The 21,228-nt window shown below is 68.5% G+C and carries 18 protein-coding genes; 9 read left to right on the top strand and 9 right to left on the bottom strand.

Translation table 11 applies throughout. The features are described from left to right. The first annotated feature begins 903 nt into the window (after positions 1-903). The 4 genes from WMF46_RS30485 (at position 904) to WMF46_RS30470 (ending at position 3,342) form a co-directional block, all read left to right on the top strand. A complete protein-coding gene (locus WMF46_RS30485; RefSeq protein ID WP_437980424.1) occupies positions 904-1,164 on the top strand; it encodes a hypothetical protein in 261 nt (86 codons plus the stop codon). A 197-nt stretch (positions 1,165-1,361) separates the two neighbouring features. Further along, positions 1,362-2,069, top strand: a complete 708-nt coding sequence (locus WMF46_RS30480) for a hypothetical protein (RefSeq protein WP_437980423.1) — start codon at positions 1,362-1,364, stop codon at positions 2,067-2,069. After that, positions 2,059-2,349, top strand: coding sequence for a hypothetical protein (locus WMF46_RS30475; protein ID WP_437980422.1), 291 nt, complete (start codon positions 2,059-2,061; stop codon positions 2,347-2,349). Before WMF46_RS30480 ends, WMF46_RS30475 begins: the two co-directional genes overlap by 11 nt. Beyond that, positions 2,350-3,342: a DUF6414 family protein gene (locus WMF46_RS30470; RefSeq protein ID WP_437980421.1), complete on the top strand. Its 993-nt coding sequence runs from the start codon at positions 2,350-2,352 to the stop codon at positions 3,340-3,342. It begins immediately after the preceding gene. Between the two features lie 51 nt (positions 3,343-3,393). On the opposite strand, the gene WMF46_RS30465 is transcribed toward WMF46_RS30470, so the two are convergent. The 5 genes from WMF46_RS30465 to WMF46_RS30445 all read right to left on the bottom strand — a co-directional run bounded on the left by WMF46_RS30465 (position 3,394) and on the right by WMF46_RS30445 (position 7,729). Beyond that, a complete protein-coding gene (locus WMF46_RS30465) occupies positions 3,394-3,687 on the bottom strand; it encodes a hypothetical protein (RefSeq protein WP_437980420.1) in 294 nt (97 codons plus the stop codon). A gap of 17 nt (positions 3,688-3,704) precedes the next feature. Then, positions 3,705-4,211, bottom strand: coding sequence for a phosphatase domain-containing putative toxin (locus WMF46_RS30460; protein ID WP_437980419.1), 507 nt, complete (start codon positions 4,209-4,211; stop codon positions 3,705-3,707). Between the two features lie 409 nt (positions 4,212-4,620). Next, positions 4,621-5,373, bottom strand: a complete 753-nt coding sequence (locus WMF46_RS30455; protein ID WP_437980418.1) for a DNA/RNA non-specific endonuclease — start codon at positions 5,371-5,373, stop codon at positions 4,621-4,623. Positions 5,374-6,066: 693 nt separating this feature from the next. Continuing rightward, on the bottom strand, positions 6,067-6,825 hold the full coding sequence (locus tag WMF46_RS30450; RefSeq protein WP_437980417.1) for a hypothetical protein: 759 nt from the start codon (positions 6,823-6,825) through the stop codon (positions 6,067-6,069). A gap of 46 nt (positions 6,826-6,871) precedes the next feature. Next, complete coding sequence (locus WMF46_RS30445; RefSeq protein ID WP_437980416.1) at positions 6,872-7,729, bottom strand: hypothetical protein; 858 nt, start codon at positions 7,727-7,729, stop codon at positions 6,872-6,874. Between the two features lie 686 nt (positions 7,730-8,415). Here WMF46_RS30445 and WMF46_RS30440 point away from each other — a divergent pair. After that, the gene (locus WMF46_RS30440; RefSeq protein WP_437980415.1) at positions 8,416-9,915 is read left to right on the top strand and encodes a DUF5050 domain-containing protein; all 1,500 of its coding nucleotides are present in this window, start codon (positions 8,416-8,418) and stop codon (positions 9,913-9,915) included. 66 nt (positions 9,916-9,981) lie between these two features. On the opposite strand, the gene WMF46_RS30435 is transcribed toward WMF46_RS30440, so the two are convergent. Both WMF46_RS30435 and WMF46_RS30430 read right to left on the bottom strand, forming a co-directional pair. Then, positions 9,982-11,292: a hypothetical protein gene (locus tag WMF46_RS30435; protein ID WP_437980414.1), complete on the bottom strand. Its 1,311-nt coding sequence runs from the start codon at positions 11,290-11,292 to the stop codon at positions 9,982-9,984. A 681-nt stretch (positions 11,293-11,973) separates the two neighbouring features. Further along, positions 11,974-13,083 (bottom strand): hypothetical protein, encoded by a 1,110-nt coding sequence (locus WMF46_RS30430; RefSeq protein WP_437980413.1) that lies wholly within the window; start codon positions 13,081-13,083, stop codon positions 11,974-11,976. Between the two features lie 492 nt (positions 13,084-13,575). On the opposite strand from WMF46_RS30430, the gene WMF46_RS30425 reads away from it, so the two are divergent. Next, on the top strand, positions 13,576-14,256 hold the full coding sequence (locus WMF46_RS30425; RefSeq protein ID WP_437980412.1) for a hypothetical protein: 681 nt from the start codon (positions 13,576-13,578) through the stop codon (positions 14,254-14,256). Positions 14,257-14,270: 14 nt separating this feature from the next. Here the strand turns inward: WMF46_RS30425 and WMF46_RS30420 are convergent, their stop codons facing one another. After that, the gene (locus WMF46_RS30420) at positions 14,271-15,860 is read right to left on the bottom strand and encodes a DUF1552 domain-containing protein (protein WP_437980411.1); all 1,590 of its coding nucleotides are present in this window, start codon (positions 15,858-15,860) and stop codon (positions 14,271-14,273) included. Between the two features lie 255 nt (positions 15,861-16,115). On the opposite strand from WMF46_RS30420, the gene WMF46_RS30415 reads away from it, so the two are divergent. The 3 genes from WMF46_RS30415 to WMF46_RS30405 all read left to right on the top strand — a co-directional run bounded on the left by WMF46_RS30415 (position 16,116) and on the right by WMF46_RS30405 (position 20,239). After that, positions 16,116-16,538, top strand: a complete 423-nt coding sequence (locus WMF46_RS30415) for a DUF1810 domain-containing protein (protein ID WP_437980410.1) — start codon at positions 16,116-16,118, stop codon at positions 16,536-16,538. Positions 16,539-16,837: 299 nt separating this feature from the next. Next, positions 16,838-18,892 carry a sodium-translocating pyrophosphatase gene (locus WMF46_RS30410; RefSeq protein ID WP_437980409.1) on the top strand — a complete coding sequence of 685 codons (2,055 nt, stop codon included), beginning with the start codon at positions 16,838-16,840 and terminating at the stop codon, positions 18,890-18,892. Positions 18,893-19,069: 177 nt separating this feature from the next. Continuing rightward, entirely contained in the window at positions 19,070-20,239 is a 1,170-nt protein-coding gene (locus WMF46_RS30405; protein ID WP_437980408.1) for a pyridoxal phosphate-dependent aminotransferase, read from the top strand. Between the two features lie 33 nt (positions 20,240-20,272). Here WMF46_RS30405 and WMF46_RS30400 read toward each other — a convergent pair whose 3' ends face one another. Continuing rightward, positions 20,273-21,214 (bottom strand): LysR family transcriptional regulator, encoded by a 942-nt coding sequence (locus tag WMF46_RS30400; protein WP_437980407.1) that lies wholly within the window; start codon positions 21,212-21,214, stop codon positions 20,273-20,275. Between the last annotated feature and the right edge of the window lie 14 nt (positions 21,215-21,228).

Genomic DNA, 21,228 nt, shown 5'->3' with positions numbered 1-21,228 from the left:
CTGATTTCGAGGCTGGGACCGCTGTGGCTATGACATGCTCTGTCATAGCTGGGGCGATGCGGTTCGGGCCCGAGCTCCTTGACAACGCTCGAGTAGGAGCGTGTCCGCGGCGGTCGTCCCGATGCCGCGGCTGAGATCGGCGTTCCGGCTACTGCTTCCTGACGAAGAACTCCGAGGCGTCCACGTCCAGCACCTTGGCGATGCGGCCCAGCACTGCAGGGCGGCGACTGCTTCCCAGCGAGGACGTCCCAGAAGAGGGCGCGCGACACCGCAGCGCGGTCCAGCAGGTGCGTGATGGGATCTTCCGCTCGGCGGCGATCTCGCGGATGCGGCCTATAATCCGCTGGTGAAGCTCGTCGGGCTCCTCCACGGGTGCCCACGCGGCGACCACGCTACGAGCGCTCCGCGATCGCGGAATCCGCTACAGCGGAGCGTGATGCGGATCACGCCCCAGCAGCCGCCCATCTAGCATCCTCATGCCCCTGTAGGCTCGCCTGCACGCTCGAGGCGGTTCCCATAGCTCCCGCAGGCGCTCGCGGCCCTCCTCTTTCTGCTCGTCGTTCGAGCCAGCCAGGCGTCGACGGACGCAGCCGTCATCCTCGCGGCGGTCGCGCCTGGCCTGGCCGGCGCGATGGCGGCGGGAATGTGGGTTCCGTCAGCGCCCCGATCACGCGCAAGCTCGTCGATCTTTACCGCCCAGCACCCGAGGTGAGCACCGTCGGGGTCGGGATTGTGGTCGTCGGGTCCCTGCTCGGCAGCTTCGTCCGTTCGAAAGGAGATCGACCACCGGTACCCACGGCGAGGTACAACGCGAGGCGAAGGCGCACAGCGCGGCGAGAGCATCAATGCGGTACGCGCGGCTCTCCTCCAGGCTCGCAAGTCTGCGAACCCGACGCCACTGCCATGCTCACCGCGCTTGCTCGGTCCATGGAGACGCAAGAGACGGCCTACAAAGAGCGCGTCGCACAGGGGCGTGCAGCTGAGCGAGAACGCGACGCGCTCGCGACGTTCCCGGAAGCGTCTGATGACGGACGCGCGACGCTCGGCCTCGCGGTGAACAAGGCTAAGGTCTCGTTGTCAGACCAAGTGGATGGCGAGCTCACCGCCGCGGAACAGATCCTCGACAGCTTCAAGGGGACGAGTGTCGAGCGGACGCCGGGCTAGATCGAGTTGACGAACCAGGTCACCGAGCAACGGAAGAAGCTCCAGCCGGCGGAAGCAGCTCCAGCCGCAGCTCGACCGCCTTGACGCGGAGCAGCAGGAGGCGCAGGTGAAGGCCCATACCCAGGAGCTACTACGCGGCCGAAGCCGGTATGCGGCGGGAGCCAAGGCTGCGTGCCCGTGATGATGTGCCTGGGGGGGTGCTCCACGACCCCGACAGCTACGACCACCTCGAGAGCACGGAGCCCGTCGCGCGGGGCCGCTACTGGGTCGTCCGCACGCGCCACCACGCGAGGAACGGTTTCGGCGCCGTGATCCGAACGGTACGCACCTTCGACATCCAGCAGCAGACGGTGGTGAAAGTCGAAAGAGCGTGCATCAGGCGCCACGGATGGGATCCAGCCGTTGGATCCCGCTCCCGCTTGGAGTTCGCGGTCGTCAAGTGTATCATACCACCCATGTGGGTGGCATGGGTCCATTGGGGGGTCACCAACGTCCTGCTCCCGCTGGCGCCGTTCGGGCTGTCCCTGCTCTTCCGCGGGCTTGCGGATCCGTCCAGTCCGCCTTCTCAGCCGATACTGTGGAATTCCGAGTTGCCGTTCTTCACGTTGGTCATGGGACTGACCGCCGTCCAGAAATATTTTCTGCTCAGGTCGCACGCTTCCTTGAAGGTACGGGAGGTGCTCTCCGTGGTGGTCGTTGGGAGCGGGATCGTTGCTGGCCTGAGCCTTCTTCTCCTGGCGTTGTATTATCTCGATCAGCATGTACAGCGGATCCCGGCTACCACCCAAACTATTGTTCAGTGGGTTCAGTTCGCATTCGCATGGGTTCAGCTCTTCCTGGGAGCCGGGATGCGCTACGCTGAGACGAGCGTCGTGACCGCACAAGGAGAGTCCCATGACTCTTGATGCGATCGTTCTCCTGGTTTCACTCGCAGCGTCGCTGTTTGCCGGGATTGCTACCGGCGCTCTCATCCGGCGGGTGCGTCAGGAGCAACGCCGCCGTGACGAACCACTGCTCCGCTTTCTCCAAGAAGAGCTACCACGTGCGCGAACGGAGGACCTAAAAGAAGCGCAGCGCCGGCTAGACGAGCTTAAAAAGGCCCAAGCGGAGTACGACGCAATCGACATCCGTGTACGGAAAGCAATCGAGCAAGCTCGAACTAAGACTAGCGGACAAAAGGACTGAATGCTCTACGATCTTCTTTACCTCGACGAACCATGGCTAAGGTCGCTCGCATCGCAGAAGGCGGGCGACCTCCAGAGGCGTACGGTTCAGACGACCGCACAAGCCGTTGATGGTAAGCAAGCGCATGATGCGGAGCGTCTTGCGAACTGGGGGCAGCGAGCCGAAGGCTCCCAGGAAACGACGGAAATCGGTGTTTTGGATGACCGCTTCTCAACATTCTTGACGAGCGTTGAGCCGTTTATCGTTGCAATCTCACCGAGCAACGTTCGTTCGGTAGCAGAACGAGCGCTCCAGTCTGGCACACTCGTCAGTGCCACCGGAGCATTCTTCTTCGACGATTTTGGTGCGATCAAGAAGCTGCTTGATGACGCAGCCACATATATCGATCTTCAGACTAGGGTTAACATTGTGCCCTTGCTCAACAAGGCGGCCTCACTCGAGAAGATGAAGGAGGATGACGCGAGGGACCACCGCGCCGTGGACGAAGAGGTTAAGAAGTTGCGTCTTGAAGCAACTGAAAAGGCGACAGCGATCAGTACTCAGGTCGAACAATTTAAGCTAATGTCGCAGATGGTAGAAAGCTTCTTTAAGTCATCTGTTGAGTGTGGCGTGATATCGGGCGTGCCCTCCAATGGATCTGGCGCGCTGGTGCGAGCATTTCTCGATACTTCGCATTTGCGTGCCAGTGCCAACTTTATGCTCGACCGGTATGGCGCAAGAACACACGCCCAGTTCACCATCGTCGGCACGGTCTGTCGCCTCGGCTGGAGTGATGAGCTTTACCTCTCCCAGGAGGAATCCTGGGCCGCCAAGGCTGTTGGTGGAGAGCGGATCCCAACGGCTACCGTCGATGCTCCGAGAACAGCCTTCCGGCAAGCTCAAATGGTTGGTCTCAAGGTGCGCCGTATGTTAATGGCTGGATCCGATACATCTTCGGTTTTTTTAGCACCTCTCGCGGTTTTTCGAAGAGTTCCTCTGGAACCAACGGCCTGAGCGCGTCCTTACGCCTTCCGCAGTGAAGGACGGAAGGCTCAAATGCGCATCTTATTGAGAAGGTTTCGCTGTCACCGCTGTACGGAAGATACGCGCCCGCCGGTCAGCACCGGTGACCTCAACTGTCAACAACCGCTTGTGATCTATCCTCGAAAGGAGCGGCGCGAGGCGCCGCTCGCGCTCGATCGCGGCGATGAGCGCCTCCATGGCCGCGATGTACGCACCCGGAGCGAGTTCCCCGCGAAGGAGCTGGGTCCGCAGGAAGAGCGCCGCGGTCTGGGCGACGTCGCTCAAGCAGTAGGCGCGCACCTGCTCGATCTGCCCGGCGGCGACCATCTCCTGCACGTTGCGGGCATGTCGGGTCAGATGCTCCGACCGAGAGAGCGCGCGAAGTCAGCAATCGCCTCTTCCTGATCGCTGTTCTCAATGGCCCCAGGGCGGCAACGCCTCACGGCGGCGATCGCGTCGACCGGCGCGAGCCCATGCTTGACCAAGCAAGCTGCCGCGACGAGTCCCGTCCTGCCCAGTCCGGCCCAACAGTGGATGATCGCGGCGCGCCCCCGCGCGGCCGTGTGGAGGATCCGATCGACCGGCGCATGAAGGGCCGCGATGTCGGACGGTACCGAGAAGTCGCCGAAAGGCCAGCGCAGGACGACATTGCCCCGTTCCATCGCACGCTGGGACAGATCCTGGATCCCCAGAAGCTCGAGTTCGTGCTCGCTGACCAGCGAGACGAAAAGGCTGGCGCCGTGGAGATGACGGAGTTCGTCGAGATCCTCGACCAGCGGCCGGCCTCGCCCCGGCGCCGCCATCATCCCGATGCCCGCGACGAGGCCGGTCATTGCAGGGGGCATGTAGTCGACGTGCATGGATCAGCAGATGAACTCTAGCATGCCGAGCGGAGCCGGAACCTGCCACTTCATCAGCCGGCGGCCTCCGGCGACGGCGCGAAAGAGCCGTCGAACAGGCTGAAATCGCGCACGCTGGCCATCCGTTGTCGTGGCTACACCGAAACCCCGAAAATCAAGGCGTTTCGTGCTATCTTGCAGGGGACTTGCAAAGCGCCCTGCTCCCGGCTGGTCCCCGAGACAGGGTTGCGGAACGCCGGGCAGTGCTCCATTTTGAGTTTGAGCAATGGGCCCCGGTCGGCCTTGACGTGCGACGCGCTTTCGAAGGCCGCTCGGACCACTGCGCAGGCGTGGCGGCGATGTGCGCGACGCGGGCGCCGATGCATGCCCGTGCACGGTCGGCCCCACCGCAGCGCGGGCGACGCAGGGTCTAGTTACAGCCCTGGCCGCTGAGCCACGACACCCCGCGGTTCTTCTCCGAGGTGCCGTTCGAGCCGCCTCCGTCCGTGTTCGTGAACGACATGGAGACGCTGCTCCCGGTGGAGCGGTTGGAGATCTCCATGGTCATGTTGTTCGGGATGAGCGCGCTGCTGTTCGGGTAGTTCGCGCCGATGTAGTAGCGCATTCGTCCGCTGGGCAGCGAGCCGCAGGTGGCCATCTTGTTCTCCAGCGCCACCCAGTTGCCGCGGTTGAAGTTCGCGTCCTGGGGCACGAGGTTCGCCCGTCCTCCCCATCCGCCGAGCTGCGAGCCGATCATGTGGCCGCCATCGTAGTCGTTGGACGGATTCTCGGCGTCTGCCCAGCGCCCCACATTCCCCTGACAGGTGTCCTTGCGAGGAGCGGCGACGATCGGCGGAAGATAGGCGTATGCCCTGTAGGGCCGGCCAGAGCCGTCGATGTAATAGAACTCCCCATCGAAGGAATGCCACACGTTGCGGTCGCCCGAAGGGAAGTACTGCGGGCAGTCGCTGATGAGCTCCTGAACCGCATAGCCGATCCCGTACTCGTCGAGCGTGGCGCGGATCTCTTCCTCGCTGCCGCTCTCGAAGAGGTCCATCACGCCATCGGGGCCGCCGAAATCTCGCTCGAGAGTGTCCAGCGGCTCTCCGTCGCCGATCGGCTCGGCCGCGCACCCGACCAGAGCAAGGAAGCTCGCACAAAGCAACGCAGACATCGCCTTCATGGTCCTACTCCCTTCCAGGCCCGCGTAGCTGCCAGAGCGGCTGTCGCTCGACCTGGTGACAGCCAGGTCGCTGCGTGCCCGGCATCGCGGGAGCAGGCCACGTTAAGAGAAGGGCAGGATTCTATGCCGATACGATTTGATTGAGTTCGCGTTTCGGGAATGTTGAGCGTCGCTCGTGTTCGGGGGCGTCAGGACTCTCGAAATGGGCGATAGGTGTGGACTTGTCGCGAACGCGCACCCGCCAAGGTCACTTGGACAGATTTGTGGCGCCGAACAAAACCTCCCTTCGCCAGGCGGTTGAGGGCTCAGCGCACGAGGCTCGCCCCCCACCATCGGTCACCGTCGTAGTCGTGAACGTGGTCGTGGTCGTCGACGACACGACCGTGGACGTGAACGTTCTGCCGAACCCTTGGTCGACGATTGTCGCCTTCTCCGTTCGATTTTGCGCAACTGAGTTCCGGATTGCGTCGAAGTTGCCCACGAAGATGGCGCTGAGCGAGGTGAATCGTGGGAAATGAGAGCGGCCGAGGCACGTTCACGTTCACGAACGAGCCGTTGACGACCACGACCGCGTCCACAACCACGACCACGACGGCGTTGGGGACCAACGGTGGGGGAGGGGCAATCTGTCGCGACGAGCGCGGCTGGGGAACAGCAGAGCGCCCGTTTCGCTAGCTCACGCGAGCGGGATCCTCAGAAGCTCACGCGCAGGGTCGCGCCTGTCGGGCCGACGGTGAGCTCGGGGACCTGGACCGACGCCTTGCGCGGGATGTCGTCGCGCACCCAGACCCGCTGGTTGCCGACGAGGCCCGCGACGAGCAGCACGAAGCCGGTCACCTGCGTGGCCCCGTCGAAGAGGAGGAGGGCGGCGGCGAGCCGGCCGTCGTCGCGGTCGACGTCGACCTCCTCGCCCGTGCCGAGCGTGATGAACGGGCCGCCCACGGGCACGAGCATCGGCGAGTAGCTGACAGCGTCGCTGCCTCCCTCGCTGAGGATGCTCCCCGCCGTCAGCGCCGAGAGCGCCCAGGCGCTGGCGAGGACGATCGACCCCGCGATCACCAGCCGGCGGTTCATCTGCGTCTCGACGCGATAGCCCGCCGGCCGGATCCCGCCTTCCGTGAAGGTCAACGTTCGCGGCATGCCGAGGATGACGGACGGCGCATACGGCACGTAGCCGGGCGGCACGTGGTCAGGCGGCGCCGCGTATCCGGGCGGCGGCGCGTAGCCGGGCGGCGCATAGCCGGGCGGCGCATGGCCGGGCGGCGCATAGCCGGGCGGCGCGTAGCCGGGTGGCGCATAGCCGGGCGGCGCGCCGGCAGGGGACGGCGCGTAGCCAGACGGCGCCGCGCTCTGCGCGGACGGGGGGGCGTCGCTCTCCGCCGCAGCCGGCGCTGCGAGCGCGAGCGGGCCAAACAGCGCGGCGATCGAGAGGGCGGTGCGGATCGCGGTCACGTGCGTCTCCCTTCGGGGTGAGGGCTGTCGGCGCAGGGGCACCAGCTCAGAATCTCCATCGGAGGCTGGCGGAGGACCCGCCGATCGAGACCTCGGGCCAGCGGGACGCAGCGTGCCCAGGGTCGCGTGAGCTCACCGTGAACTGGCGCTCGAGGTAGACGTCCTCGTTCGCGAGACCGGCGGCGTACAGGATGAGCCCGCCCACCTGGGTCACGGCGTCCATCGTGAGCCAGAAGATGCCCGCGCCCTCCGCTTCCAGGGTCCCGATCGCGATCATCGGGCCGGCGAACGGGATGAGCAGCGGCCCGAACTCGTCGAAATCGTCGTCGTCGAACGACGCGATGCCTGCGACCGTGAAACTGAGCGCGTACGGGATGCCGAACGTCAGCAGCCCCGCCGTGGCGAGCTTGCGGTCCGCCCTGGTCCGGAGCGCGTAGCCGCGCGGGATCGGGTCCCCCTCTTCGTACTCGATGGTCCGTGGGTTGGCCCACGGCGGGAGCGGCGGCACCGGCAGGTAGTAACCCTGCGGGATGGGCACCAGCGCGCCGCCCGCCGGAGCGATCGGGGCGGGCGCCGGAGCGACAGGGGCGGGCGCCGGAGCGACAGGGGCGGGCACCGGAGCGACAGGGGCGGGCGCAGGAGCGACAGGGGCGGCCGCCGGAGCGACAGGGGCGGGCGCAGGAGCGATCGGGGCACCCGCTGCCGCGGGCGTCGTGCCTGGCGTGGCGGGCCTCGCCCCGTCGCCGCGCGCCGGTTTCGGCGGCGCGGCCTGCGCCTGCGCGGCCGCCGGCGCGGCGAGCCCGAGCAGCGCGGCGAGCACCGCGGCGGCCTGCACGCAGCGAACGCGCGGCGCAGCGTCGCGGCGCAGCGGTACGGTACTCCCTTTCGTTTGCCCGATCGGCATGCTGGCTCCCGTCGCGCTCGCGCGACGACTCCAAGGAACTGCGGGTGGCTTCGGTGCAGCGAGGCCAGGATACGCAGACCGTTCACGAACTCAATCCGCCCGCACAGTGCGGGCGGGCGCCGCGCTGGGAGCGCCGACGCTGGCGAGCCGGTCGCTCGCTCCGGCCGCACGATGGGCCACCCCTCGGCCATGCGCTGCACGCCGGAGGAGGCGCTCGTCGTCGCGAAGCCGGCGATGCCCCGCCCCTCCGCGCATGCTGGGCTGCCGCTCCCCGAACGCCGACGGCGCCCGCGCGCCCCTCGCTCACCAGCGCGATACCCGCCCTCGCAGAGCGTTGTCTGCGCGCCCGCGCGGCGCCGTCGCCCCGCCGCCACGAGTCATGAGCCGCCGGCGACGCGCGGTCGAGCCGTGCACCTGGGACAACCCTGACAGGTAAGGACCGTAGCGAGTGGACCCCTGGGACAACCACGATGCGTAAGGGTCATGGCGAGTGGACGCCTGGGATAACCCTGACAGGTAAAGACCGTATGTCTCTCACCTGCTCTGGCTCAGCTCGCCACCGCCCCATCGGGCGCTACGCTGTTGTCTGATCAAGGGTGATGTCGCGGCCGCCTCCATGGCGAGCTCGGCAGAACCATGGCCTTCCAGGACATGGCGGCGACGACCGCCAGCGGAGGAGCGAAACGATGACAAGGACCTCATTCGTGGTGTTGGCGTGCGCGGCTGCCGCGCTGAGCAGCGCGTCGTGCGGAGGGACGGACAAGGGCAATCGCGCCACGGGCGGCGGCGATACGGGCAGCGGCGCTACCGGCGGCGGTGCGGGCAGCGGCACCACCGGCAGCGGCGATGCGAGCGGCGGCGATACCGGCGGCGGCGCCACGTCAGGGACCGGCGCGCAGCCAGGGGCCGGCGAGCAGTTCTCCGTCGACGCGCAGGGCGGGACCTTCACAGCGGACGACGGCTTCACCATCGAGGTGCCGCCGGGCGCGGTGAACGAGAACACGGTGATCACCATCGAGCGCATCGACGAGGCCCCCGAGGGCGCGGTGGGGCCCATGTACGTCCTCGGCCCGGAGGGCCTGACGTTCGAGAGGCCGATCACGCTCACGCTCCCGATCACCGTCGAGCTCAGGGCGGAGCTGGGCGAAAGCGCGGTCCTCGGCGCCTATGGCTTCACCGCGCAGGAGGGCTCGGACGATTTCGCGCCGCTCGCGCGGCACGACGTCTCGAGGAGCAACGTCGTCACGGAGACCGACCGCCTCTCGAGGATCTATCCAGGCATGATCCTGGCGACCCCGATGGCGAGCCTGCACCGCTACCCGAGCGCGCTGGCCGCCGACGAGTCCTTCCTCTACTTCGCGAGCGGCGGCACCGAGGAGGTCGCGACCGGGGACAACAACGACGGATTCATCTACCGGGTGAGGCTGGGCACCGCCGAGGCAGAGGCGATGATCCCCGCCGATCCCGATCCCAAGGCGCTGTGGGTCAACGACTCGCACGTGTACTGGGCGAGCGGCGGCGATGATGACCCGGTGATCCCCTCGGCGCTCCGGCGCGTCGACAAGGCGACCCTGGAGGTGGAGACGCTGGCCCAGATCGGCTATGTCGTGAGCGTCATCGGCGACGCGTCGGCCATCTACTTCGGCGACGGCGATGGCGAAAACATCTACACGATGCCGCTCGGCGGCGGCGAGCCGGTCGTCCTCGCGTCCGGCGCCGGGAGGCCCGCGTACCTCGCGCAGGACGCGCAGAACCTCTACTGGACCGGCGGCGCGGCGACCCACAAGGTCTACAAGGTGGCGAAGGCGGGCGGGGAGGTGACCGTCATCGCCGACAACGAGGCCGAGCCGGCCGGGATCGCGGTGGACGCGGCGTTCGTCTACTGGGCCAACGCCGGCGATGGCGGCGTGTTCAAGGCGCCCATCGCCGGAGGACAGAAGACCTTGATCTACAGGGGGGGCTCGATGGCGGGGCTGGCCCTCCGGGGCGCGACGCTGTTCTCGACGGACATGCGCGGGAACCGCAGCGTCAACGCGCACGGTCTCGAGAGCAACAGGACCGTCCTGCTGGCGTTCGAACAGCCCGTCCCCTGGCGTGTCATCGCCCCGGAGGGGCAGGGCGTGTTCTGGTCCAACGCCGGCGACTACCGCTACCAGGGGCAAGTCGCGTCCTACCTCGCTCCTTGATCGTCCGTGTCCCGGCGGTGACCGCGAGGGCGCGCCCGTGTGGCTCGCCCTCGTGGTCGCCGTGGGTCAGGGGCCGAACGCCGCGACGAAGACGTCCTCGTCCCCTGTCAGCGGGCCGGAGCCGAGGTCGAGGGTGCCCGTGAACGTCGCTGTGGCCAGCACGCGATCGAGCGGATCGACGACGATGCTGAAGGGCCGCTCCGTGTCGAACCCCTCGACCCACAGCACGTGCCCGCCGGCGTCGAACTTCACAAGGAACGTGCGCGCGCTGTAGCTCGACGGGTTGTGCCCTGACGGGAAGGGGATCCCATCGAAATCGAGCGTCGCCGAGACGTCGGCGACGAGCACCCCGGAGGCGACAACGTTCGCCTGGCTGTCGACGTCGATCGAGGTGATGACGACAAGGCTCTCCGGCGCGCTGAAGCCCCTGCTCCAGACGGTGTTCCCGGCCGCGTCGAGCTTCGCGAGGAACGCGACCTGGTAGCCCTCGTTGATGATCGGCCCCGTGCCGAGGTCGATGGGGGTGCCCGTCTGCCCGGCCACGACCACGTTGCCCGCCGGGTCCGCCTCGACGTCCTGGATGAAGCCGGACGTGTCTCCGAACGTCCTGCTCCAGAGGTGGTTGCCCGCGGGATCCAGCTTAGCGACGAAGAGTCGAGGGCCCGGGAGCGGCCCGTCGCCCAGATCCGCGCCGGTGCCCACGGATCCTCCGAAGAGCACGTTGCCCATCGGGTCCGTCGTGAGGGCGACCGACCCGTCGCTGGAGTCGCTCCCGACGCCCTTGCTCCAGAGGGTGTTGCCCTCCGGATCCAGCTTGAACAGGAAGATGTCCTGCGCGCCCGCGCTGCTCACCGGCCCCGCGCCGAAGTCGACAGTCCCCTCGAACGAGCCGAGGACGACCACGTTGTCCTCGCCGTCGACCGACAGGCCATAGACGTCTTGATAGGCCGGATCGCCGAAATGGCGGACCCACACGGGGTCCCCTGCCGGGTCCGTCTTCATGACGTAGATGTCGCTCAGCCCGGCGCTGAGGATCGGCCCCCAGCCGACATCCAGCGAGTCGACATAACCTCCCGCGTTCACAAGGCTCCCGTCGGAGAGCGCGGCGATCTTCGCGCCGAACTCGTCCCCAGGGCCGCCGTAGCGCCTCGCCCAGGCGAGCCCGCCGTCCGGATCGAGCTTCGCGATCAGCACGTCGCGCTGCCCCGCGCTCGTGAGCGGGCCTCCGCCGAGATCGGCCGTACCGCTGAGCTGGCCAGTGAGGAGGACATTGCTGGCCCCGTCGGCGTTGATGCTCCCGAACGACGCTTCGCCGGGAAAGCTCACGCTCCAGAGCGGCGTGCCCGGCTCCCCGCAGGCGCCGTGTCCGTTGCACACCTCGCCCTCGCCGCAGCGATTTCGCCCCCGCGACGGCGGCGGTCCATACGGCGCGGGCGCATGGACGCATGCCCCCCTGACGCGTGCGTCCAGGGTGCATGGGTTGTGATCATTGCAGCTCGCTGCGCCGTGACCGTGACCGTGACCGTGACCGTGCCGTGGGTGCCTGTCATTCGCCCGGAGCGCGCTCGCGGACGCCGCTGTTCCGTCGGGCTCGGGGCTCCCCTGCTTGCTTTCAGGGGGCGCGGCGCAACCGACCATGGCGGATGTCATCACCATGGCGGCATGCATCCTGCTGTTCCTGAGAATCGTCGAGACGTGAGGCATGATCTCCTCCAGCGCGCCTCGAAATGCGCGCTCTTTGCTCGACCATGACGACCTGCGAGCCATGGGGCGTGCAGGCCATGGTCTCCCGTGGAGCGATCCATGTTGCCATCATCTCGATCATTTCAACTCCATGATTGCCTGGCATTGCGAGTCCGCCGTCCACCTGAACGCACGCCCGTCCAGAGAGAGGCGCCACGGGCGCCGAGCGGCTGCAGACGTAGGTGGCTGAAAATCCGCCCGCCGCGGTCCGCGAACGGCGAAGGGCCACGGCCGCGCTCGCCGAGCTCGACGGCGCTCATGTCTTGACGCCGCCGCCGCGCCTGCGACTCGCTGCGACGATCGCGGCCCTGGCGCTCACCAGCCTGGATCGAGCGCCGGCTCGACGGGCACGAACGGACCGACCTCACCAAGGTTCCAGCCACCGTGGCGGAAACAGGCGCCCGAGCCGTCGGTGCGCACGCCGCAAAGGAGGTCGTACCCGCCTTCGATGAACGTGAAGCGCCCGGCGTCGATCGGCATGTCGGCGCCATCGTAGCGCCTGCACGTGAGGGCCCCCTCGGCGTCGATCGCGCACACCGCTCCGCCAGTGGCGGTGATGGAACGGTACGGCCCGCCCGAAAACTCGGGATACTCGGGCCCGGCGCAGTGCGTGCTGGTGGTGTTGCCGCAACTGATGGTCGGCTCGAAGCACTGGATGCCGCCGGCCTTCGTGAGCCCGCAGACGATGCGGTTGCTGAACGCCACCTGGGTGAACTCACCGGGGATCGTCTCCATGCCATGGAACTGCCACAGGCTGCCATCCGGGCGCACGCCGGCGACCAGCCCCTCCCAGGCGCAGAGCGCTTGCGTGAACGGGCCCTCGAACTCCACCACCTTGTCCGGGTGCTCCGGGAGGTTCTCTTGTAGGCGATCCAGCAGCACCGCGAACGACCCGTCCACGAACAGCGAGCACACGCCCTGGTCGCCCCACATGTTCGTCGCCCGAAAGGACGCGACAGGGGGCAGCCCGTCTGGCAGGAGCGTCTCGGCGGCGAGCAGCCGACCGTCGTCGGTGAGCCCGATCAGCCCCTGTCGCGTGAGCTGGACACGCCGGTAGCGCTCGGCGGGAAGCGCGCCGCCCGGATCGTCGCCCCAGCAACGATAGCTGCCGTCGGTCTTCGTCACACAATAGCTGCCAACGTCGTCGTCGACCGCGATGTTTCGCGCGCACACGAAATCCGAGACGCTCCAGCCGCCGCCGCTCGTGCACGTCTCGCGCAGGCCGCCCGCGTTGCAGCGCGCCTCCCCGGTCGCGCAGGCCGCCGCGCTCCCCGGATCGCTGCCCTGCGCCGTGCCCTCGCTCCCGCCCGCGCCGCCTGCTGTTTCTGCGTCGCTCTCCTGCGTCGTCCACTTCCCGCTGCAGCCCATGGCGAGCATCGTGGCGCCCACTGCCACGAGCCGCGCCGCCCTCCGTTCGAGCGCCATGACACAAAGGATACCCAGGTGCTCCGTGCTCCGCATGCACGACCGATCGTCGAGCGCTGGCCGCGATTCAAGGAGTGAGCATCTTCGCGTCCGCCGCCCGCGCAAGCGGCCAGCCCGCGGCGCATGCTCCGTCGCTTCGCGCGCGATATTTGTGCGCCTGGTGGACGCCACGACGGCCGCGTCGCGCGCTCCGGGGGGCGGCTTCAGCTCGCGGGCTTCAAGCAGCTCGCGGGTCGAGGTGGAGGCGCGAGCCTCCATCGCCCTGCCGATGGAGGAGGCTGCCGCCTCCATCGACGGGTCGAGCGGCGGTCTGCCCCACGATCTGCATCGCGATTCTGCGCTGCGAGACCATCGAGGGCACAGGAGCGCTCAGGGGATCGTCGCAGGCACGCTCCCTGCTCTCTGGCTGGGGGCGGGGGCGGGGGCGGGGGCGGGGGCGGGGGCGGGGGCGGGCGCGGCCCGAGAGGCCGGCATACCAAGGGGAGTCATACCATGAAGATTGCTGCGTATCATCTCGGTCTCGGTCTCATCACCTTCTCGATGGTCACGGGCTGCGTTGTGGCCGATGACGGCAGCTTCGACGAGGAAGACACGGCGGAGAGCGCCGAGGCGCTCGGAGGAAACCCTGACCCCTGCGCGATGGGGACCGACCCGAATTTCACCACCCCGCAGCTCACCACGGTCGGAGCAACCGAGACCTACGTCCGCGCCTACCAGTGGATCGACGGCATCTGTCCGGACATCGGGCAGGATCGAGCGACGACGATCGTGGATTTCCCCGTGCCCGGCTATTACCAGCACCAGACGCCGGAGACATACCGCTTCGACGTGCAGCCTACCTTCTGGGGCTCCTCGTCCACCTCGTGGAGCGACGCGTCGCAGGCGATGAGCGACTGCGCGAACACCAAGATGGCCACGCGCGTGCAGCGCTGGGATGCGGCCACGAGCCAGTTCGTGCAGCTCACATACAAGGAGCAGGCGGGCACGTGGCTCTGGGACAACCCGCTGACCGGCCGCGGGCACTGCTCGACGCCGGCGTTCGTCTACTTCCACGAGAACTACGGGACCGCGCAGCAGGTCGCCACGAGCAAGTACCGCGTCCGCACCTGGGCCACGCAGCCCGACGCCTCCCACGCGACCGTCTGGGTCACGGGGACGCACACGGGCCTGTAACCCGCGCGCGACGCTCAGCTGTTCGCGCGAAGCGCCTTGAATTCCCCCGGGTCCTTGATGGCCGCCGGATTGCTCTCGTCGGCGAAGAGCGCGGTGTCATCGTACTTTCCGAAGTGAGTCACCTCGTGCGTGCCACCGACCGCCGGGAAGCCGTCCGGACCGGCCTTCACGCCGATGGCGTTCATCAAGCCGCAGAAGTATTTGTTGATCGGCTGCGTGGCGATGTCCGGCGGGGTCCCGGTGGAGTCCACTTCGCTGAAGGCGAGTTCCGTCTGGCCGGCGCTGCAGGCTCCCTCGCTGTTGCCGCGGGTCAGGTCCGCCTTGCCGCCTTCCACGTTCACGGCCTGACCCACCTTGAAGTAGCCTCCACAGCTCCCCGCCTGGAGGATCGGAAGGTTGTTGAGGTTGTGGCTGTTGCCGTCCGAGCATTCCTGGAACCAGACGGTCGCGGTGTTGTCGAGGAGCTTCACGTCGCCCTCCTCCAGGCTGTCGAGCCGACCGACGAGGTAGGCGAACTTCTTCGCATACCAGTCGTCGATTTCATGGAGCATCTCGAGCACCCCGGGGACGCACGTCCCGCCCATGCTGGCGTTGCCGATCCGGTGGGAGAGGCCATGGGACTCTATCGTGTGATCGATGCCGTCCCACTTGAAGACCGTGGTCCCGGGGAACTTCATGAAGATGACGCGGTTCTGGTCGCAGAGGGCCGAGAGGACCGCGAGGTCCATCATGACGTTCGTCGACCTCGACAGGTCGCGGGTGATGCCGCCTTGCGACGCCTGCACGGACTGGCTCGTCAGGCCGAGCGCCGTCGCGGTGGCCTCGCTGCACTGGGCCGTGACCGCGCCCGACGTCTCGTGGAGGAGATCCATCCAATCGGAGAGCTTTCGCCTGTCCGACCGGCTCATGTCGAACCGCTGGAGGGTCGCCAGATCGTCTCGCACGACGTCGATGACGCTCTTGCCGCGGGCCACCTTGTACGTATCGGGCGACATGGACCCGCGATCGAAGAGGTTCGTCAGGTTGTTGAAGATCGCTGTCGGAGACCCGATGCCCGGGAACACCTCCTCGGGCGCGGAGTACGAGAAATTCGATTTGCCGTCCGATCTCACCCCGCCGATGTGCATCACGAGGGGAGCCGCGCCGCCGGGGTTGACCTGATCCGCGCAGATGTGGTCGAGCGATCGGCCGGTTGGTTTGGCGTCGAACCTGGGGCTCTGGGGCGTCACCGGGTGACAGGTGAAATACGAGCCCATGACCTGGCCGTGGGGATCTTCGTCCTGGCCGTGGGTTCGCTCGAAGCTCCACTCGTTCATCGCACGGATGCCGCGGGGCACGAGGAGCTTGGACGCGAAGGGGGCGAGGTGCTTGAGCGTCGTCGCCTCGTAATCGGCGGCGGTCAGGGGGCCATGGGCCTTCTCCGGGAACCACCGGTTCGTCAGGCAGCCATAGTGCGTGAAGAACACGATCAGCCGCTTCGGGGCCCCGGCGCCGGCCGGCTCCGCCTTCGCGGTGCGCCCTGCGATGGAGCTCAAGAACGGCGCAGCAACGACAGCTCCACCCAGGCCTCGGAGGAACAATCTTCGGGTCAGAGTCTTCGCCATGGGCGGATTTCCTTGTCGGGTGCTGAACGGAGTGGGACCGCGAATCGCCTCGTGGTGAGGAACGTCGTCGTCCCGATGTGCGAGCGCTGCCGTGAGGCTCGCATGCTCCCCTCGCCAAGTAGAGCTCCATGCGCGAGATGCATCAAACGGAGATTTTGCCCGCGCGGCACAGCCATGCGGCATAGTGGCAACACGAGTGGAACGCCGGTGTCGAGCGGACCGATCGAATGCTACTCTGGCGGTCGAGGAGCGCCCATGCCCGATCCGTACGACCTGAAACGATTCGTGGACGCGCAAGCTCCGGTCTATGCCCGCGTCCTGGCCGAGCTGCGCAGAGGAGAGAAGACCAGCCACTGGATGTGGTTCATTTTTCCGCAGCTGAAGGGCCTGGGCCACAGCGCCATGGCGCAGAGGTTCGGCATCGCTTCGAAGGGAGAAGCCGAGGCGTATCTGCAGCACCCGACGCTCGGTCCGAGACTGCTGGAGTGCACTCGCCTCGTGAACCAGATCGAGGGGCGCTCGCTGGTCGACATCTTCGATAGCCCCGATGACATGAAGTTTTGCTCGTCGATGACCCTGTTCTCCCGCGCGGCCCCCGGCGAGGGGGCGTTCCTCGCGGCGCTCGACAAGTACTGCGGCGGCGAGCTCGATCCGCGGACGCTCGCGCTGCTCGAGTAGCGCCGGCCGCCGCCGGACGCGCCGCTGGATCGCCTCCCCGTGGGTGGATCGTCGACGCGCCGTTCGCGTCGCGCGCCGTCCTTGCCTGGAACATTCCGATGTCACGGTCGCTGTCGGCTCGCGCGGGGACCAGCACGACCGACGTTGCGGACGCCACGTCCCCTGGCGCCAGCTCAAGATTTCGCCCTGGGCGGCCGCCTGAACCGAGGCAACGCAATTTCCCACTTGATCCGCCGTCGTGGACGGACGAGTGAGCCGGCGCTCGCTCCGGCCGGGGGCGGGCGAGAGGACCATCACCCGTGGATGCATTGTCGTACCAGTCGCTCTTAACGGGCGCCGTCGCGCTCATGGTCGCACGCTCCTTCTACGTGCGTGTCAAGAAGGCCCCTGAAGGCAACGAGACGATGGCGCGCATCGCGCGCCACGTCCGCGAGGGGGCGATGGCCTTCCTCGCGCGCGAGTACAAGGTGCTCGCCGTCTACGCCGTCGTCGTCTTTGCGCTCCTGGCCGCGACGCTCGGGCTCCTGTCCGCGGGCGCCTTCGCCGTCGGCGCGTTCCTGTCGCTCATCGCCGGCTTCTTCGGCATGAAGGCCGCGACGTACGCCAACGTTCGCACGGCCGAGGCCGCGCGCGCGCACGGCAAGCCCACCGCGCTCGTCACCGCGCTCGACGGCGGCGCCGTCATGGGCCTCTGCGTGGCGGGGCTCGGCCTCATCGGCCTGGGCGGCATCTATGCCCTGTTCCGCAACAACGAGCACCTCGCGACGATCGTCCACTCGTTCGCCGTCGGCGCGAGCTCGATCGCGCTCTTCGCCCGCATCGGCGGCGGCATCTACACGAAGGCTGCCGACGTCGGCGCCGACATCGTCGGCAAGGTCGAGGCGAACATCCCCGAGGACGACCCCCGCAACCCGGGCGTCATCGCCGATAACGTCGGGGACAACGTCGGCGACATCGCGGGCATGGGCGCCGACATCTACGAGAGCTACGTGGCCGCGGTCGTCGCCGCGATCGCGCTCGGCCTCACGCTGCCGATCGCCAAGCTGCAGCAGCTCGCGCCGTCGATGAGCGAGCAGGCGCTCCGCGCGATGGCCGTGTCGCTGCCGCTGCTCCTCGCGACGATCGGCCTCGCGGTCTCGGTCGTCGGCATCTTCATCACGCGCGCGCTCAAGAACCTGCCGCCGGCCCGGGTGCTGCGCCTCGCGCTCATCGTCCCGCCGTTCCTCGTCGTGCTCGCGGCGGCCGGCATCCTGCCGGGGCTCGGCTTCAGCTCCGGCGCCGTCATCACCCTCGCGGCCGGCGCCGCGGGCGGCGCCATCGTCGGCCTCGTGACCGACTACTACACGTCGATGGGCCCCATCCACAAGGTGGCCCAGAGCTCGCTCACCGGCCCCGGCACCAACGTCATCCGCGGCATCGCGGTCGGCCTCGAGAGCGTCGCGATCCCCCTGATGACCCTCGTCGCCGTGGGCTGGATCTCGAACCACTACCTCGGCCTCTACGGCATCGCGCTCGCCGCGGTCGGCATGCTCGCTGGCACCGCGATCGTCATGACCGTCGACGCGTACGGCCCGATCGCCGACAACGGCGGCGGCATCTCCGAGATGGCCGGCCTCGGCAAGGAGGTCCGCGCGATCACCGACGAGCTCGACGCGGTCGGCAACACCACCGCGGCCGTCGGCAAGGGCTTCGCGATCGGCTCGGCGGTGCTCACCGTCGTCGCGCTGTTCGCCGCCTTCAACATGGAGGTCGACGCGGTCCGCCGCGCGAAGGGCCTGCCGGAGCTGGTGCTCTATCTGACGGACGCCAAGGTCCTCATGGGGATGCTCTTCGGCGCGCTCCTCCCGTGCCTCGTCGGCGCGCTCACGATGACCGCCGTCGGCCGCGCTGCCGGCGCGATCGTCGAGGAGATCCGCCGTCAGTTCCGCGAGATCCCCGGCCTGCTCGAGGGCAAGCCGGGCGTCGAGCCGCAGCCGAAGGTCATCGTCGACATCGCCACGTCGGCCGCCATCCGCGAGATGATCGCGCCCGGCGCCATCGCGGTGCTCGCGCCGGTCGTCGTCGGCTTCGTGGCCGGCCCCGAGGTCCTCGCGGGCACGCTGGCCGGCGCGCTCGTCGTCGGCGCGGTGCTCTCGCTGATGATGGCGAACGGCGGCGGCGCCTGGGACAACGCCAAGAAGCACATCGAGAAGGGCGGCCTCGACGGCCACGCGAAGGGCTCCGACGCCCACAAGGCCGCCGTCGTCGGCGACACCGTGGGTGATCCCTTCAAGGACACGTCGGGCCCCGGCATCTCGATCCTCATCAAGGTGATGGGCGTCGTGTCGCTCCTCATCGCCCCGCTCATCGCCTGAGCGGACGCACCGTCGCGGCGAGCAACGAGAGAGAACGCGGCCCTCACCGGCCGCGTTCTCGCTTTTGTGGCTTCACGCACGGCTCTCGTCCTGCCTCAGCCATCGGATTTCCTCTGCTGACAGCGGAGCTTTCGTGCTGTAAATGGCCTGTCTTCGGCGGGGGAGAAGGATGGCCGGGTGAGGATCAGCCGCCGCTCGCAGGTGCCGCCGTTCGCGGTCATGGAGGTGCTCGCCGCCGCCAACGCGCGGCGCGCGGCGGGTGAGCCGGTCATCAGCCTGTGCGCGGGCCAGCCGGGCTCAGGGGCGCCCGCCGCCGTGCGCGCGCGGGCGGCCGCGCTCCTCGCGGAGGGCGACCTCGGTTACACAGAGGCGCTCGGCATCCCGGCGCTGCGCCGCGCGCTCGCGGAGCACTACGGCCGCTGGTACGGCGTGGACCTCGACCCGTCGCGCGTCGCCCTCACCACGGGGTCGTCGGGCGGGTTCCTGCTCGCGTTCCTCGCGGCGTTCGAGGCGGGTGACCGCGTGGCGCTCGCTCGCCCGGGCTACCCGGCGTACCGGAACATCCTTCGCTCCCTCGGGGTCGAGGTGGTCGAGCTGCCGTGCGGCCCGGAGAGCCGCTTCCAGCTGACGACGTCGCAGCTCAGGGCCGCGTGCGACGGTGGAAAGCTCGACGGCGTGATCCTGGCGAGCCCGGCGAACCCGACGGGGACGATGGTCGACGCCGCGGAGCTCGACGCGATGGCGCGCTGGTGCGCGGAGCATGGCGTCCGGCTGGTGAGCGACGAGATCTATCACGGCCTCACGTACGGCCCGTGGGCCGGGCGCCAGGCGACGGCGGCGCGCCACGTCGACGCGGGCGCCGTCGTCGTGTCGAGCTTCTCGAAGTACTGGGCCATGACGGGCTGGCGCCTGGGGTGGCTCGTGCTGCCGCCGGAGCTCGTCCCGACGGTCGACGCGCTGGCGGGGAACCTCGCGCTGTGCCCGCCCGCCCTGGCGCAGCACGCGGCGCTCGCGGCCCTGACCCCGGAGGTGTACGCCGAGGCGGACCGGCTGGTGGAGGGCTACGCGGCGGCGCGCGACCTGCTGCTGCGGCGGCTGCCCGAGCTCGGCTGGAAGGTCGCCCCGCCCGACGGCGCCTTCTACCTGTATGCCGACGTCGGCACGGACGACTCGGTGGCGTGGTGCGAGCGGCTGCTCGCCGACACGGGCGTGGCGCTCACGCCGGGCACGGACTTCGATGGCGTCGGCGGCGCGCGGTACGTCCGGCTGTCCTTCGCGGCCCCGGTCGAGCAGGTCGACGAGGCGGTGACGCGGATCGTCGCCTGGCAGCGCCAGCGTGCGCAGTGACCGGCGGGTGGCCGCTGGAGGCGCCCGGGGAGCTCACGAGGCGGCGCGCGTCTCCTTCGGCTTCCGCCGGCCCTCTGGCATGAGTACGGCGAGCGCCGTGTCGATGAACGCGCGCAGCTTCGCCTGCGCCTGCGCGCGGGCGGGGAAGTAGAGGAAGAACCCGGGGCCCGTCGGCGCATGGCGCTCGAGCGCCGTCGCGAGCGCACCGCTCGCCAGATCCTCGGCGACGGCCAGATCGAACATGTACGCGAGCCCGAGCCCATCGCGCGCGAGGGACACCGCCAGATCGGCGTCGTTCACCGTGAGCGTGCCGGGGGCCTGCACGGTGATCTCGCGGTGATCGCGCACGAACTCCCAGCGATAGAGCGCGGCGCTCTGGAATCGGTACCGGATGCACGTGTGGGCGAGCAGATCTTCGGGCTCCTCCGGGCGGCCGTGGGCGGCGAAGTACGCCGGCGCGCCGACAACGAGCCAGCGGAGATCCGGCGTGAGGCGCACGGCGGTCATGTCCTGGGCGAGGTCCTCGCCGAGCCGCACGCCGGCGTCGAAGCCGGTCCCGGCGAGATCGACCAGGGCGTCGTCCACCGAGATCTCGACGGCCACGTCGGGGTAAGCGCGGCGGAAGCGCGGGAGCACCGGCTCGATCACGAAGGGCACGGCGGTCCGGGCGACGGTGAGGCGGAGCAGCCCCGCGGGCTGGCCGCGGAGCTCGTCGAGCGCCTCGAGCGCGGCGCTGATCTCACCGGCCGCGGGCGCGAGGCGCTCGTGCAGCCGCTCGCCGGCCTCGGTGAGCCCCACGCGGCGCGTCGTGCGCGAGAGGAGCGGGAGCCCGACGCGGCGCTCGAGGGCGCGGATCGCCTGGCTCACGGCGCCCGTGGTCACGCCGAGCTCCGCGGCGGCGGCGCGGAAGCTCCGGTGCCTCGCCACGGTGAGGAAGACGGTCAGACCCTCGAAGCGGTCCGTCGCGCGGTTCATGGTGCGATTGTATA

Source organism: Sorangium sp. So ce117, assembly GCF_051524395.1.
Taxonomy (GTDB): domain Bacteria; phylum Myxococcota_A; class Polyangia; order Polyangiales; family Polyangiaceae; genus Sorangium; species Sorangium cellulosum_B.
The sequence above is the reverse complement of the archived record's forward strand: the minus strand, read 5'-3'. Positions and strand labels throughout refer to the sequence as shown.